We start from the raw sequence: 14,812 nt of genomic DNA, 5'->3' as shown, positions 1-14,812 counted from the left end.
TCCAGCAGGATCGGCCGGACGCCGAACCGCTCGGCGGCCCAGGCGGCCGGGCCGCCGAGGCCCGCCCCGACGTCCAGCAGCCGGGTCCCGGCGGACAGCCCGCACGCCTCGGCGAGCCAGGCCAGCGTGGCGGGGTTCGCGCTGCCCCGGCACGCGGCCGGGATCGCGTAGGCCGTGCCGAGCCGCTCCACGGCGTCGGCCGTCCAGCCGGCGACGTCGTCGAACTCCGCGGCCAGCGCGGACACGATCAAGCGGACCTCCCCGATCCGGCACGCGCCGCATCCCGCCTTCCAGTACACACCCGGCCGCCGGCCCCGGACGCCGGTGGGGTCACCCGACCGGCTCGTCCGGCGGCCACGCGGCGCACGTGGTCAGGACGGTGTGAAGTCGTGGGCGACGAGCGCCGCCCGCAGCCGCGGGAGGTCGCCGGGGCAGGTCGGGTCGAGGCCGGTCAGGACGGCGACGCGCCGCAGCCGGTAGTCCACGGTGTTCGGGTGGACGTGCAGGAGCGGCGCGGCCCGCCGCCTGCTGAACGCGCTGGCCACGTACGCGCGCAGCGTCTCGAGCAGGACCGGGTGGTCGTCCAGGACGGCCAGCAGCCCGGCCAGGCGCGTCCGCGCGGGACCGGGACGGGACAGCTGGTAGTCGAGCAGGACGTCGGTGATCCGGTACGCGCCCGGCTCCCGCCCGGTGATCCGGACGATCTCCAGGATGTCCGCCGACTCCCGCGCGGCGTCGGCGACCGACGCGGCGGCCGTGGCGGCGACCCCGGCGTGGACGGCCGTGCCCGCGCGGTCCGCGATGCGGGCGACCAGGCCGGTCAGCCGCTCCCAGCCGCCGGTCAGGGCCGTCTCCGGGTCGTCCACGGGCAGCAGCGCCGTCCCGCCGTGCGCGTTGAGCGCGTGCAGGGCCCGGTCCCGTCCGTGGTGGTCGATCTCCGCCTGGATGCGCCGGAGCTTGCGGCGCGCGGCGACGCTGCTGCTCACCCCGGAGTCGGTCTCGTCCGGGTGGGCGCCGAGGGCCAGGGTGAGGACGGCGTACGCGGGGGCGGGGCGGACGCCCGCGCGCCGGGCGGCCTCGCGCGGGTCCTGGCCGTCCAGCAGCGCGGACAGCACCTCGTGCCGGGCCGCCTGGTCCTGGCCGTGCAGGGCCTGGTGCTCCTCGACGTAGGCGTCCGCGACGGCCGCCGACACCAGCTGCAGGACGTCCAGCAGGATCCGCTCGACCTCGACGACGGCGTCCAGGTCGGCGGGCCCGGCGCGGGCGACGAGCGCGTCCAGGCCCATCCGCCAGCCGAGGTGGTACGCCGAGAGGACCGCCCCCAATGGCACGCCCTCCTCGGCGCGGCGGGCCGACGACCGCGTCATCTCCACGAGGTCGCCCCGCGACGGCAGCCGTCCGGTGCGCAGCGTCCGGACGAACGCCCGCAGGTTGTCCTCGACGACCCGGGTGATGTCCCCGGCGAGCTCCTCGCGCGGCAGCGCCGAGTAGGTCGGGAAGCGGTCGGCGAACGTCGCCACCATCCGGCGCGCCAGCGCGGGGACCTGCGCGCCGAGCAGGGAGTCCGCCGGGACGCCGCCGATCCGCGGCGCGACGCTCGTCCCGGCCGGCGGTCCGGGGCGTCCGGCGGTCGAGGAGGGATTACCGGCCGGTTTGGATTCCGTCACAGGATCTTCCGCCCATCTCTGGATATTTCCCTGATGGTCATCGGGCCCGGCGGGCTGAGTATTGCATCGCCCCCCAAGGAGGACCCCGTGCCCCTCACACCCCGGTCCCTGCTCCGCCGGACCCTCGTCACGCTCGTCCCCGCCGCCCTCGCGGCGCTCGCGCTCGCGCCCGCCGCCCGGGCGGCCGCGCCCGAGTACGTCGCGCTCGGCGACTCCATGGCGTCCGGGCCGCTCATCCCCGACTTCACCGGCCCGCTGGCCTGCGGACGCTCGACGCACAACTACGCGCACGAGCTCGCGTCCCGGCTGGGCGTCGCCGGACTGAACGACGTCACGTGCAGCGGAGCGGCGACCAAGCACATGACCGAGCCGCAGAACCTCAGCCTCCTCGGCCAGCCCGCGGGCATCGCCCCGCCGCAGTTCGACGCGCTGACCGCCGACACCAAGCTGGTCACGCTCACGATCGGCGGCAACGACGCCGGGCTCGTCGGCGTCGCGCAGGACTGCGTCAACGTGCTCCCGACCGGGACGCCGTGCCAGACCAAGTACACCCAGGGCGGCGTCGACCAGGAGGCCGCGCGCATCGACGCCTTCGAGCCGAAACTGTCGGCCGTCCTGGACGGCATCAGGCAGCGGTCGCCGCAGGCCCGCGTCGTCGTCACCGGCTACGGCCTGTACATCAAACCGGGCGGCTGCTGGCCCACCGTGCCCGTCCTGGCGAGCGACGCCGACTGGCTCCAGGGCAGCGTGAACCGGATGAACGGCGTGATCGCGCGGCAGGCCGCCGCGCACGGCGCCACCTATGTCGACCTCGTCACGCCGAGCGCGGGCCACGACGCCTGCCAGTCGATCTCGGCCAAGTGGCTGGAGGGGTTCGTGCCGACGTCGCCCGCCGCGCCGCTCCACCCGAACCGGCAGGGCGAGGCCAACTACGCCCTCATCATCGCCGGGCAGATCCAGGCGGCCCGGTGAGGATCGGGGCCGCGCTGGTCGCGCTCCTGACGACGGCGGTCCCGGCCGTGGCGGTCCCCGCCGCCGCGTCGGCCGGGACCACGGGCACCCCGGCCGCGCACGTGTGCGACCCGGCCGACACCGCGGCGTGCATGCTGCCGTTCCCGAACAACTGGTTCACCGTGCCCGACCGCTCCACCGCGACCGGACGCCGCGTGAACCTGTCGCCGCTCGCGACCCCGCGCGCCGGGGGAGTGCTGCCCGCCGACCCCAGGGAGTGGAACCGCAGCGACGGCTTCTCGCCCGGCTCGGCGATGCTCACCCGCGTGCCGGGCCTGGACCTGGCCCGGACCGGCGCGGCCCCGATCACCGACATGGCCCGCTCGCTCGCCCCGGACGCCCCGATCGTCCTCATGGACGCCGCGACCGGCGAACGCCGCCCCTACTTCGCCGAACTCGACGCCAACGCGCCCGAGTCCCGCCGGCTGCTCCTCGTGCGGCCCGCGACCAACCTCCGCGAGGGCCACCGCTACCTCGTGCTCCTGCGCGGCCTCAAGGACCAGGACGGGAACGCGATCCAGCCGACGCCGGCCGTCCGGCGCATGCTGTCGGGCCACACGGCCGGAGCCACCGAGAAGGAACGCGGCGCCGCGCTCCGCCGCACCGTCCGGGAACTGAACGGCCACCACGTCCCCACCTCCGGCCTCTACCTGGCCTGGGACTTCACCGTCGCGTCCACGCGGAACCTCACCGAGCGCGCCGTCCACATGCGGGACGACGCGTTCCGCAGGCTCGGCAAGCGCGCGCCCGCGTTCACCGTCGGCAAGGTCACCGACTTCACCACCGACCAGGACCCGTACCTGGCCCGGCGCGTCGAGGGCACCGTGGACGTCCCCAGCTACCTGGACCGGCCCGGCGGCCCGCCCGGCTCGTCCCTGCACTACGGACGCGACGGCCTGCCCGAGCAGATCCCGGGCAACGTGCAGAAGGCGAACTTCCGCTGCAACATCCCGCGCAGCGCGCTCACCACGCCCGCGCAGCCCGTCCTGTACGGGCACGGGCTCATGGGCAGCGCGTCCGAGATCGACAGCGAGAAGCTGCGGCGCGCGGCGCAGGCGCACGACCTCATGCTCTGCGCGACCGACTGGATCGGGATGTCCGAGGGCGACATCGCCAACGTCGCGAGCGTCCTGCTGAACGTCACCCGGTTCAACACCGTCCCGGACCGGCAGCAGCAGAGCTACCTGGACTTCCTGTTCCTCGGCCGCGACCTCGTCCACCCGAGCGGGTTCACCGCGAACGCCGCGTTCCGCTCACCGGACGGCGGCCGCCCGCTCATCGGCGGCGGGCTGGCGTACGCGGGCGCGAGCCAGGGCGGCATCCAGGGGGCGGCGCTCACCGCCCTGGCCACCGATTTCCGCCGGTCGGCGCTGATCGTCCCCGGGATCAACTACAGCACGATGCTGAACCGCAGTGTCGACTTCTCCCAGTACGAGACGCTCCTCGGCATCAGCTACCCGGACAGGCTCGAACAGCAGCTCGTCCTGAACCTCATCCAGATGCTGTGGGACCGCGGCGAGGGCGACGGCTACGCCGCGCACGTCACCCGCGACCCGCTGCCCGGCACGCCGACGCACCAGGTCCTCCTGCACGAGGCGTTCGGCGACCACCAGGTCGCCAACATCGCCACCGAGGTCATGGCGCGGACGCTCGGCGGCGTCCCGGTGCGGCAGCCCGCGCTCGTCCCGGGACGCAAGCCGGACGTCACCCCGTTCTGGAACCTGCCCGCCCTCACCCGCTTCCCGGCCACGGGATCGGGCCTGGTGATCTGGGACAGCGGCACCCCCGCGCCCCCGATCACCGACACCCCCAACACCGCCGGGAACGACCCGCACGGCGACACCCGGGGGTCGGCCGAGGCCATGGCGCAGGTCGCCGAGTTCCTGCGCACCGGCCGGATCGTCGACACCTGCGCCGGCCTGCCCTGCACGATCCATCCGCAAGGCTGAGAACCCTTCGAGGAGCGGCCCCATGCGCACGACCCCCTGGAAGAACCGGCGCGTCCCGAGCCTCGTGGCCGCCGCGACCCTGGCGCTCACCTTCGCCGCCGCGCCCGCGTCCGCCGCGAACTGGCAGCAGGTCTCCAGCGACACCTACTACCTGACCGACGCCCTCCAGCGTTCCCAGGGCGTCACGACAGACGGCGGCGCCTGGTACTTCTCCTGGCAGTACGGCCTGAGCAAGACCTCGCTGGACGGGAAGACCCTCGCGGCCAACAACGTCGCGATCCCGACCGCGCTGGCGCTCCAAGGCGACAACCACATCGGCGGCATCGACTACTACGACGGCAAGGTGTACGCCCCCATCGAGGACGGCAGCAAGTACCAGCACCCGTACATCGCCGTCTACGACGCCACGACGCTCGCCTACACGGGCACCGCGTTCTCCCTGCCCCAGGACATCCAGCGCGACGGCGTCCCCTGGACGGCCGTCGGCGACGGATACCTCCTCTCGTCCGAGTACGACGCCACCGCCATCAACGCCTACAGCCTCACCGACGGCCACCTGGTCAAGCGCATCCCGCTCAGCCAGCCGATCCCGCATGTCCAGGGCGCGAAGGTGTACGAGGGGCGTCTGTACGCCTCGTCCGACGGCGGCACGAAGGCCGTCTACGAGATCGCGCTCGACACCGGCGTGGTCACCCAGGTCCTCACCCCGAACCTGCCGTCCGGGACGGAGGTCGAGGCCCTGACCTTCCTCCCGCGGCCGGACGGCTCGGTGATGCACATCCTGGACGTCGCCCCGAACCGCATCTCGGTCGACTTCCGCCACTACCGCCCCTAGGACGGCGAAGCCCGGGCGTTCGTGGGGCGAACACGAACACCCGGGCCGTTCACGGGGCCGGAGGGCTCAGGCGGGCTTGGGCAGCTGGCACGCCGGCAGGGTCAGGTCGACGTCGTTGGTGGCCGTGAGGCACTGCGTGAGCAGGTAGGTCTCCTGCCCGTAGCCGATGCCCTGGTGGATGGTCGTGTTGCCGTTCTGGTCGATCTCGCACGGGTTGTCGAGCGTGCAGGTCTCGCCGCTCTCGTTGCTGGTGTTGTTGACGCCGACGACCAGACCGGACGCGTTGTCGACGACGGGGGAGCCCGACGTCCCGCCGATGGTGTTGCAGGACGAGGTGTAGCGGAGCGAGTCCTTCCAGATCCAGTCCGCCTCGTGCAGTCGGTACACGAACCCGTCGAGCGAGCAGTTGTAGGTCGTGCGCCAGTACCCGGACACCACGCTGATCGCGGTCCCGGCCGTCGGGTGGTTCGGCGACAGCTGCAGCGCGTCCGTGCCGTACTGGGACTTGATCTGCGCGTACGTGCTGCGGAGCTTGTACAGCGTGACGTCGGTGTCGGTCATCGTGCTGTACTCGATCTGGGACGCGCGGAGCGTGCCGAGCGTGCCCGTCCCGCTCTTGTTCAGCAGGCTGAACGACCGCGAGGAGCTGTGGTTCACCACGACCTCGCCCGGTCCGGGCATGCCGAGCTCGCTGCAGTGGCCGTTGGTGAGGACGAGCGCGGGGTCGCTGTCGGTGGACTGCGGGCCGCGCACCACCGAGCCGGAGCAGTTGCTCAGCGCGACGATCGCGTGGTAGTCGGTCGCGGCGAGCGGCGCGGTGGGAGCGGGACGCGCCGGGTGGGGAGCGGTCGGCGCGGGGTCGGCGTTCGCGGCGACGGCGGGGCCGGCGATCAGCGCGGCGCCGGTGAGGGCGGCGACGGCCGCCCCGATGAGACGTCGGGTCATGTCGATCGGGTCCTCTCGGGCGGGGACGGTCTCCGCCGCGGTCCGCGGCGGGGGTTGTCAGGACTCGGGACCAAGCGATGTCAGCGCGATGCTAGATCAGCTGCACGAAGCCCGGAAGATCCGAAATGTGCCAGTAAAGAACCCGGCAATACGACAGAAAACGCCAGTCACCGGGACACGGCACGCGCACCGTGACCCCGGCGTCCCCCGGGTTGTCAGAGGCGGCCCCTAGTCTTGCGCACGTGACCACCTACGATGAGCTCGACGGCTTCGGGGGCCTTGACGTGTCGGCCCTGTCCGAGCGGCAGCAACGCATTCTCGCCACGATCCGCGACTCGGTGGTCAGGCACGGGTACCCGCCCAGCACGCGCGAGATCGGCGCCGCCGTCGGGCTGCGCTCGCCGTCCTCGGTCTCCCGCCACCTGCGCGTGCTCGAAGACCTGGGCTTCCTGAGCCGGTCCGCCTCGGTGTCCCGCCAGATCGACGTGCGGACGTTCCTGCGCGAGCCCGGCGAGCGGACGCCCGCGGGCACCGGCGTGCCCGTGCCCGTCGTCGGGCACATCGCCGCCGGGACGCCCATCTCCGCCGAGGAGCACGTCGACGACACGCTGTCGCTGCCCCGCGAGTTCACCGGCCGCGGCACCGTGTTCGCCCTGCGCGTCCGCGGCGACTCCATGGTCGACGCCGCGATCTGCGACGGCGACATGGTCGTCGTCCGGCAGCAGCCCGAGGCCCACTCCGGGCAGATCGTCGCGGCCCTCCTCGGCGACGAGGCGACCGTCAAGGTGCTCCGCCGCCGCGACGGCCACGTCCACCTGGAGCCGCGCAACCCCGCCTACGACGTCATCGACGGCGACGACGCCGTCATCCTGGGCGTCGTCGTCTCCGTCCTCCGCACCGTCTGACCACCCCCGACCGCCTTCCGGCACCCGCGCGGCCACCACTCGCACCGACTTGGACGAACTGCGCCGGGGACATCCGCACAGGAAGTCGCCCGCCCGGCCCGGCTCCGTCAGCTCTGGGGCCTTCCACCGCCTTCGGACGGGAGGAGGCGCTCGGTGAGGAAGGCGAGGATCTCGTCCCGGGCCTTCACCGTGGGGTGCCCGTCCTCGTCGACGAAGTGGGCGGTGACGACGCTGTGCGGGGTCTGGACCCGGTCGCGGAAGAACGGCGGCGGGTCGGTGTTGGCGTCGTCCCCGGACAGGACGCGCCCGTCGAACGCGTCGCCGAGGAGCGCGCGGTAGGCGGCGAAGCGCCGCCCGTCGCACCACTTGTCGTTGTCGAAGCGGTAGGCGAGGACGGTGATGCCGTCACGGTCGACGCGTTCGCGGAGCGCGCGGGCGTCCTCGTCGCCGATCTCGAGCCCGGCGGGGTCGTCCAGCGGCAGGGACGGGTGGTTGACGACCGGCGCGATGACCGCCGGCTCGAGCGCCATGGTCAGCGCGAAGTTCCCGGTGAAGCACAGGCCGATCGCGCCGACGCCGGGGCCCCCGCACTCGGCGTGCGCCAGGCGCGCGAGGCCGCGCAGCCAGGACGCGACGGGACTGGTGCCGCCTCCGGCGAACGCGCGGAACTCGGCGCTCACGCAGGCGCGGCGGACGACCTCCGTGCCGTCCTCGAGCGTCGGGTAGGCGCCGTCCCGCCCGAACAGGGACGGAACGTAGACGGTGAGGCCCGCGTCCCGGACCCACCGCGCCAGCCGCAGGACGTCGGGGCTGATGCCGGGCATCTCCGGCATGACGACGACGGCCGGTCCGGAGCCCCCGACGTGGACCGTCTTCTCCACGCCGTCCACGTCGACGCGGCGGCGGGTGAAGTCGGTGATCGGGTCGTCGCGGCGTTCGCTGACTGTGCTCATGACGCCAGCGTGGCCCGGGCGGACGCTCCGGGGCGACGGGCCAGATCGCCATCTATCAGGGTAATCTCGCCATTCCTGGAGTCGAGGCGGGGAGCCGGATGTGAGCGCGCTGCGGGTCGGTGTCCTGGCGTTTCCGGGCTGCTTCGCGTCCGAGGTGTTCGGCGTCCCCGACCTGCTGACGATGGCCGCGCACGTCGCGGGCCCGGACGACGCCGGGTTCGAGGTGTCGGTCGTCTCGCCCCGCCGCCGGGTCGCCGCGTCGGGAGGCGTGGCGCTGGCGGTCGTGCCGCCGCGCGAGGTCGATGTCCTGGTCGTCCCCGGCTTCGAGCTCGTGCCGGGCCTGGACCCGGACGGACGGCTCGCGTCCCTCGCCGCCGAGGTGGAGGTGATCCGCGCGCGGGCCGCCGCGGGCGGCGCCGTCGTCTCGATCTGCGTCGGCGCGTTCCTGCTCGCGGAGGCCGGGCTGCTCGAAGGACGCCGGGCCACCACCGCGTGGCTGTTCGCCGACGAACTGGCGCGCCGCTGCCCCGGCGCGGACGTCCGTCCCGACCAGCTGGTCGTCACCGACCGGGGTGTGACGACCACGGCGGCCTTCAGCGCCATGTACGACTTCGCGCTGGGGTTGATCCGCCGGCACAGCGGTGCGGGCGTGGCCCGCGCGACCGCGCGCATGGCGCTGCTGGACGACGCGCGCTCGTCCCAGGCCCCCTATGTCGACGCGAGGCTCCTGCCGCAGCCGGGCAACGAGTTCTCCCGCCGGGTCATGCGGGAGCTCGACCAGAACCTCGCCGCCCGCTACGACCTGGCCGCGCTGTCGGGCGCGTTCAACGTCAGCAGCCGGACGCTGCTGCGCCGCTTCGCCGAGGAGACCGGCCAGAGCCCCCTCGCCTACCTGCAGGCCTCGCGCGTCCGCCGCGCCCGCCACCTCCTGGAGACCACGGACCGGACCGTCGCGGGGATCGCCGCCACGGTCGGCTACACCGATTCCGGGACGTTCGCCGCCCTGTTCGCCCGGCACACCGGGCAGCGCCCCAGGGACTACCGCGCGACGTTCCGGCGGCGCGCCACCTGAGCACCCCGCCCGCACCCGAAGGATCACCGTGGGTGATGACGTCGGCGGGCGAAGTGCGGAACGGCCGGAAGGGGGACTGGCCATGGAGGCGCCGCAGCGGTCCGTTTCCCGGAGGCTGTGGGACCTGCGGTACGTGGCTCTGCTGGTCGTGACGCTGAGCGGGCTCATCGCGGGCGGCGTGTGCTGGTGGGCCGACGCGCGGCACGCCGCGGACGTCATCTGGACGGTCGTGACCGCGATCGCGCTCGTCCCGGCCGTGTGGGCGGTCGTCCAGGGGCTGATGCGCCGCGGCGTCGGGAGCGACGTGATCGCCGTCCTGGCACCGGCCGGAACCCTGGCGACCGGTGAGTTCCTCGCGGGCGCGGTCATCGCGGTGATGCTCACCGGCGACCAGGCCCCTCACCGGCACCATCGCCCCCAGGAGGAGTTCTGGTACTTCAACAACGGGATGTCCCCGTGATCGTCAGGCGTCGGGTGGGGGTGGGTGAGCGGTCCCCTGTGTGCAGGGCCGGCCCGGGGGCACCACACACAGGGGAACCACCAGCGCGGGCGGTTCGCGTTATGGCGGACGCCGGGATCACGTCGTCAGCGACGCGGGCCTGATCTTCGATGGTGGTTCCGGTCAAGGTCACTCGGCATTGAGCGACGCGTGTGCGCTTGTCGAAGCTGATCTCCAGGCGGAAGGCGTCGAACAGCTTCCGCGTGATCGAGTCGGGCAGCATGCTGATGTCGACCGGCCCGGCGGGCAACGCGTCGAGCAGCTCGGGTGAATGCTGCGGCGGCAGGGCCGCCTCAAGTTCGGTGAGCTCCGCTCGTCTGGTTTCGCGGTCGGCGGCCAGCTCCAGCGACCGGGTCTTGATGTGGCGGACGAGGTCGGCGCCCGGTCACGGGCTCCTCCTAGAGCCTCCCTGCGCGGGCTGTCCGCGCACCGGGTCTGGTGCCCGGCCTGCTCCGGACGCTTCACGGAGCAGGCCGGGAGAACTGCTCCGGAACGTCACGGAGCAGGCGGGGGACTACATCCGGGATCGCTCCCCTCGGGGCCACCCCGCCCCCTGCCCGTTGGACGGTGCTTCACCGTGATTCATCAGAAGGCCGCGATAGTGCCCCATGACGGACTCGGCCATCTGCTTCGGCGTTGAGAGGTGCCAAGTTGGAGCATCGGGGGCCTTGCCAATCTGTTCACTCATGCGTCGACACCCCGGCCCTCGAGCTGCCGACGGATCACCTCGTCCGACAACGGGACGCCCTCGGACCGCATCCCCACCACGATCAGCAACTCGCGGCGCAGGAACCGGATCGGGCCCTTGGGACGTTCCTGCCGGAACGACACGAGTCCCTCAGTCGCCCAGTGGTGCAGGGACACGATCGTCACTTGGACCAGCAGCGCGGCGAACCGTGGCTTCATCCAGCCCCGGTCCACGAAGGCGGGAACGCCGTAGATCTCGGCGACCCGACCCTTCACCGTCAGCGGATGACGCCCCGAGGCCGGTGTCGTCTCGGCTGTTCGCGCGGTGCGGATGGCGCTCACCGACCTCCCTCCCGCACCGTCTGCCCGCTCATGCGGGACGGTTCGTCTGCGGAGCTGATCGGCGATTGCCCGGACGATGACCCCCGCCGCCTCACTCAGGTTGTTCGCGGCAGCGAACCGGGAGCCGTTTCCGTTGCGGACGAACCACCAGGCACCGGCCTCGTAGCGGCATCCCACCGTCACGCCCGCAATCGGGGGCGGCTCGTCCTTCCTGCTCCTGATGGTGCTCACGGACACCACGTGCATCACGACCTCGTGCGCGCGGTAGCTGTAACTCGTGGACAACCCCGCCGGGAGATGCTCGGCGAGATGAGTCAGGTAGGCCAGGCGCTCGCGGTTGGGCACCACAAGCCCAACGTCGGCCGTGGCCTCCGGCACAGGCGGCGCAACGCGCGGCCCGTCCCTCCTGATTGCGTGTCGGCCCGACACGTCATCCCGCCAACGGGCTGAGCGTGATGGACGCATTTCGCTGAGAGGCGTCAAAGATCATGATGATCCTCTGTCTGGTGCGGGGACCCTTCCGGAGCGCACCGCCACATCCGAGACCAAAGCGATCAAGGTGGTTCAGTGGCGGAACCCGTCAGGTGCGATGTCGTTGATGTTCACTCCCTGCACCCATGCGCGGAAGGCGGTACGACTGCGCGGACTAAAGCTCGTCCTCTGGCATTCCTCTGGCGACTGGCACCCGCCCGACCGGGCTCGCTCTAACGTAGATTTCATGGAGCTGCCCGAGTTCTGGTCTCACCCGGTCGTCGCACGTGCTCTCGCCACCTGCGACATGGCGACGCTCTTGGAGGAGATCAGGAAGGCACGGGGATGGACTCAGGCCGGCCTCGGCGAAGCTCTGGGCTACACCCAGAGCTGGGCGTCGAAGGTGCTGCGGGGAGACCTCTCGCTGACCCTCGACCAGGTGCGCGTGGTCAGCCGTACTCTCGACATCCCCCTCGACCTGCTTCGCCTGGGCGATCCCAGCGAGAGTAAGAAAGAGGACGACCCCACGAACCGCAGACAGTTCGGCACGATGGCGCTCCTGACCATCCTGCCGATCCCTCGCGTCGCCAGTGCCATCGACGAGAGCACGGCGAGGACGCTCACCGCCATCACCGGCCAGCAGCGAAGGCTGGACGCCGTACTCCGGTCACAAGACCTCATCGATGGCGTGAGAGCACACCTCGACCTGGCGCTCAGAACTCGCCAGCACGCGGGCCACCACGCAGCCAGCATCGCGGCGGCCGTCAGCGAAGCCGCCGGTTTCGCGGCGTGGCTGTCCATGGACATGCTGGACCTCGGCAGCGCACGCGGCTTCTACCGAAAGGCGATCGCCAGTGCCAAAGACGCCGGGAACAGCCTTCTCGCGGCGTACATGACGGGCAGCCTGGCCGCCTTCGAGATCGACGCCGCCGCCGACCCTCTCCTCGGCCTGGCCATGCTCAAGCAAGCACGAACGTTCCTGAACCAAGGCCCTGAATCCAGCACCCCCACCGCCTGGCTGGAGTCCCTGGAAGCACTGGCGCACGCCTCCGGACCACGACCCGACGAGACCGCCGCCACCCAAGCCCTGACACGAGCAGAACAAGCCATCGAGACAGCCGACGGACCACCGCCATGGCCATGGGTCTACCCCTTCGACCACGCCAAGCTTGCCCGCACACGCGCATCCGTCGCCGTTCGGCTCGGGCAAGGAGAAGCCGCGGCCCGAGCTTTCGCCGAGTCACTGCCCTCGCCCCAGCCAGCACCAAAACAAGCAGCCCTGACGACCCTGGAAGTCGCCACAGCAACCTGCCAACGCGGCGAAGTCGAAGACGCCTTCACGCTCGCCCTCAGCGCCCTCGACACCGGCATCACCCTGCGCTCGGAACGAGTCCTACAGCGAGCCCGCCAGTTCCGCTACGACTACTCAGGACCGACCAACCCAACCACCGCCCGCTTCGACGATCGCCTCAGAACCACACTCGTGTAGGGAGAACCATGCGCATCGCCATCTCCGGCCACCGCCTCCTGCCACCCGCGACTGAACTGCTGGTCAGCCAGGAGCTGGACAGACTCCTCACCGCTCAACCAGCCCCAGTGGTCGGAATCTCCTGCCTGGCCGACGGCGCCGACGCACTCTTCGCCCAAGCCGTCCTTGCCCACAGGGGTGAACTGATCGCCGTGGTCCCGGCGTCCGAGTACCGACACGGCTTGCCCAAGGAACACCACACCACCTACGACCACCTCCTGTCAGCTGCCGAGGAGGTCCACCGGCTTCCCTTCACAGAGTCGGAGAGCAACGCCCACATGGAGGCCAGCAGCCTCATGCTCACCCTCGCGGACGAACTGTGGGCCGTCTGGGACGGAAAACCCGCACGCGGATACGGCGGAACCGCCGACGTTGTCCAAGCCGCGCGAGACGCAGGACTCCCCGTACAGGTCATCTGGCCAGAGGGGGCTTCGCGAGACTGAGCACGGGTAGTCGTTGAATGTCAGACCCCTCCCTACTCTCTCGGCAACGGAGTGGACTTCGGGAGGATCGATGGGAATGAAGTTTGAGTTCACCGAGGATGCGCTGAAGCGGCTTGCAGAAGCGAAGGTCAGGGAGGTATCACGCGACTTCGACAAGCTCGTCGAGCAGCTCACGTCACAGATGCGCGGCCGTCCGGTCGATGAGATCAAGCTGGTGCTGCAGCGGAAGTGGAAGCGGGTCGCTGATGGTGACCTGCGTGACCCTCTGCTCACGAAGATCGCATAGGTGCCCAAGTCGCCCTGGCCCTCAGCCAAGGCGCACGGCACCCCCCTCCTAGCTGGTGCGCACATCCTTGAGGAACACCTCCCACTCAGGGCCATACGGCAGCGGGAACGCGTACCTGTCGGGTTCGAAGTCCCGAGTGCCGGGCCAGTGTCCGCCGCTCTCTTCGGAGAGCACGATCTCCTCGCTCTCCTCAAGCAGGCGCTCGCCAGCCCATCGCAGGTAGCTCTTCACCAACGGAGCGAGGATCCGCGGTGGCTCCTCCTGCGACGCTGCCATCCACATGGACCCATTCCTGCCGATCGCTGGACCAGCGAGAGCGAGAAGCTGCTGCACCTCTTCTTCGCCTTGGTCGCTTCGTGCGCTGATGCGGTCGGGCGACCAGTCCAAGCCAACGGCCAGGGCAAGAACCACCTGCTGCGCTCGTGGAAGGTCACAGATGGCGAGAACGATCGAGCGAAGCAACGGTTCGGCCACCGTTTCATCGTCGATCTTGCTGTAGCAGCGCGGCTCCGGTCGCGTTCCACGTCGACGGCCCATTTAGCGCGCTCCGTCTCTTCCGGAGGGGGGAGATATTTCATCCTCCCTGTCTGCACCGCGCGTGACTGGCGTGAAGCTGGCAAGCGCCCTTGCGAGCCGAGTCGTTTCGCGCAGGACGGTTGGCACATCATCTGGCTGACACGCACTCAGAGCTCGGACGGCGATGATCACGATCGCGATGATCAAGACCATTACGACACCGACCAAGCCCACAACCAGGCAGAACAGGTCGTTCTCGGACACTACGTCACCCTTCGATCTGCATGCGAAAGGCCCCGAAGCTCGGAAGCTTCGGGGCCTTTCACGGTGATTCAAACGAAGAAGGCCCATCCCTGAGAAGGGAGGGCCTCTGGACACACCTCTGGTGCAACCAGGAGAAGTTTTTCATTCGCCCTCAGTGATCGCAAGTGATTCGCACTCAAGCGGGACGAGTCACTGAACGCTCGGGCGGAGGTTCCTAGGCGCATCAGCCGGGGACCTCCGATCCGTCAGCAGGTCGGTCGTCCTTCAGTGCCTTAAAGATGCGACGTCGCACCGATTCGTCCTGCCCACGCCCTCTTCGGGCCCTGTACCCGAGGGGTGCTGGCAGTAAGGTCCGTCACCATGGGTTTATGGTCGCGCCGTCTTGCCGGGGACGGTGAACGACCACGTGATCGTCAGGCGTCGGGTGGGGGTAGGTGAG

15 protein-coding genes are annotated in these 14,812 nt (G+C 70.9%); 9 read left to right on the top strand and 6 right to left on the bottom strand.

Annotated elements, in window-relative coordinates; translation table 11 throughout:
• Positions 1 to 251, bottom strand: a 251-nt coding sequence (locus EBO15_RS35060) for an SAM-dependent methyltransferase (RefSeq protein ID WP_199744994.1), incomplete at its 3' end; no start/stop codon positions are given.
• Positions 252 to 371: 120 nt separating this feature from the next.
• Positions 372 to 1,667, bottom strand: coding sequence for a PucR family transcriptional regulator (locus tag EBO15_RS35055; protein ID WP_199744993.1), 1,296 nt, complete (start codon positions 1,665 to 1,667; stop codon positions 372 to 374).
• A gap of 87 nt (positions 1,668 to 1,754) precedes the next feature.
• Between EBO15_RS35055 and EBO15_RS35050 the strand changes: the two genes are divergently transcribed.
• Genes EBO15_RS35050 through EBO15_RS35040 form a run of 3 tightly spaced genes read left to right on the top strand, consistent with a single transcriptional unit; the run spans position 1,755 to position 5,462 of the window.
• The gene (locus tag EBO15_RS35050; RefSeq protein WP_233616641.1) at positions 1,755 to 2,639 is read left to right on the top strand and encodes an SGNH/GDSL hydrolase family protein; all 885 of its coding nucleotides are present in this window, start codon (positions 1,755 to 1,757) and stop codon (positions 2,637 to 2,639) included.
• Positions 2,636 to 4,627 carry a hypothetical protein gene (locus EBO15_RS35045; protein WP_122198776.1) on the top strand — a complete coding sequence of 664 codons (1,992 nt, stop codon included), beginning with the start codon at positions 2,636 to 2,638 and terminating at the stop codon, positions 4,625 to 4,627. The genes EBO15_RS35050 and EBO15_RS35045 overlap by 4 nt, the downstream gene beginning before the upstream one ends.
• Positions 4,628 to 4,649: 22 nt before the next feature.
• Positions 4,650 to 5,462 carry a hypothetical protein gene (locus EBO15_RS35040; RefSeq protein WP_122198775.1) on the top strand — a complete coding sequence of 271 codons (813 nt, stop codon included), beginning with the start codon at positions 4,650 to 4,652 and terminating at the stop codon, positions 5,460 to 5,462.
• 66 nt (positions 5,463 to 5,528) lie between these two features.
• Here the strand turns inward: EBO15_RS35040 and EBO15_RS35035 are convergent, their stop codons facing one another.
• Complete coding sequence (locus tag EBO15_RS35035; RefSeq protein ID WP_122198774.1) at positions 5,529 to 6,407, bottom strand: S1 family peptidase; 879 nt, start codon at positions 6,405 to 6,407, stop codon at positions 5,529 to 5,531.
• A 191-nt stretch (positions 6,408 to 6,598) separates the two neighbouring features.
• Here EBO15_RS35035 and lexA point away from each other — a divergent pair, with 191 nt between their 5' ends.
• Positions 6,599 to 7,312, top strand: a complete 714-nt coding sequence (gene lexA, locus EBO15_RS35030; protein ID WP_456047885.1) for a transcriptional repressor LexA — start codon at positions 6,599 to 6,601, stop codon at positions 7,310 to 7,312.
• 107 nt (positions 7,313 to 7,419) lie between these two features.
• On the opposite strand, the gene EBO15_RS35025 is transcribed toward lexA, so the two are convergent.
• A complete protein-coding gene (locus EBO15_RS35025; RefSeq protein ID WP_122198772.1) occupies positions 7,420 to 8,265 on the bottom strand; it encodes a dienelactone hydrolase family protein in 846 nt (281 codons plus the stop codon).
• Positions 8,266 to 8,365: 100 nt separating this feature from the next.
• Between EBO15_RS35025 and EBO15_RS35020 the strand changes: the two genes are divergently transcribed.
• Positions 8,366 to 9,337 (top strand): GlxA family transcriptional regulator, encoded by a 972-nt coding sequence (locus EBO15_RS35020; RefSeq protein WP_122198771.1) that lies wholly within the window; start codon positions 8,366 to 8,368, stop codon positions 9,335 to 9,337.
• Between the two features lie 82 nt (positions 9,338 to 9,419).
• Positions 9,420 to 9,797, top strand: coding sequence for a hypothetical protein (locus tag EBO15_RS35015; protein WP_122198770.1), 378 nt, complete (start codon positions 9,420 to 9,422; stop codon positions 9,795 to 9,797).
• A gap of 723 nt (positions 9,798 to 10,520) precedes the next feature.
• On the opposite strand, the gene EBO15_RS35010 is transcribed toward EBO15_RS35015, so the two are convergent.
• Entirely contained in the window at positions 10,521 to 11,294 is a 774-nt protein-coding gene (locus tag EBO15_RS35010) for a hypothetical protein (protein ID WP_147481798.1), read from the bottom strand.
• Positions 11,295 to 11,583: 289 nt separating this feature from the next.
• Here EBO15_RS35010 and EBO15_RS35005 point away from each other — a divergent pair, with 289 nt between their 5' ends.
• From EBO15_RS35005 to EBO15_RS34995, 3 genes are all read left to right on the top strand, one after another.
• Positions 11,584 to 12,825 carry a helix-turn-helix domain-containing protein gene (locus EBO15_RS35005; RefSeq protein WP_158628445.1) on the top strand — a complete coding sequence of 414 codons (1,242 nt, stop codon included), beginning with the start codon at positions 11,584 to 11,586 and terminating at the stop codon, positions 12,823 to 12,825.
• An 8-nt stretch (positions 12,826 to 12,833) separates the two neighbouring features.
• Positions 12,834 to 13,307: a hypothetical protein gene (locus EBO15_RS35000; RefSeq protein ID WP_122198767.1), complete on the top strand. Its 474-nt coding sequence runs from the start codon at positions 12,834 to 12,836 to the stop codon at positions 13,305 to 13,307.
• Positions 13,308 to 13,383: 76 nt separating this feature from the next.
• The gene (locus EBO15_RS34995; RefSeq protein ID WP_122198766.1) at positions 13,384 to 13,593 is read left to right on the top strand and encodes a hypothetical protein; all 210 of its coding nucleotides are present in this window, start codon (positions 13,384 to 13,386) and stop codon (positions 13,591 to 13,593) included.
• Between the two features lie 48 nt (positions 13,594 to 13,641).
• Here EBO15_RS34995 and EBO15_RS34990 read toward each other — a convergent pair whose 3' ends face one another.
• Positions 13,642 to 14,067 (bottom strand): hypothetical protein, encoded by a 426-nt coding sequence (locus EBO15_RS34990; RefSeq protein ID WP_122198765.1) that lies wholly within the window; start codon positions 14,065 to 14,067, stop codon positions 13,642 to 13,644.
• Positions 14,068 to 14,812: the final 745 nt, after the last annotated feature.

Source organism: Actinomadura harenae (assembly GCF_003696215.1).
Lineage (GTDB): Bacteria > Actinomycetota > Actinomycetes > Streptosporangiales > Streptosporangiaceae > Spirillospora > Spirillospora harenae.
The sequence above is the reverse complement of the archived record's forward strand: the minus strand, read 5'-3'. Positions and strand labels throughout refer to the sequence as shown.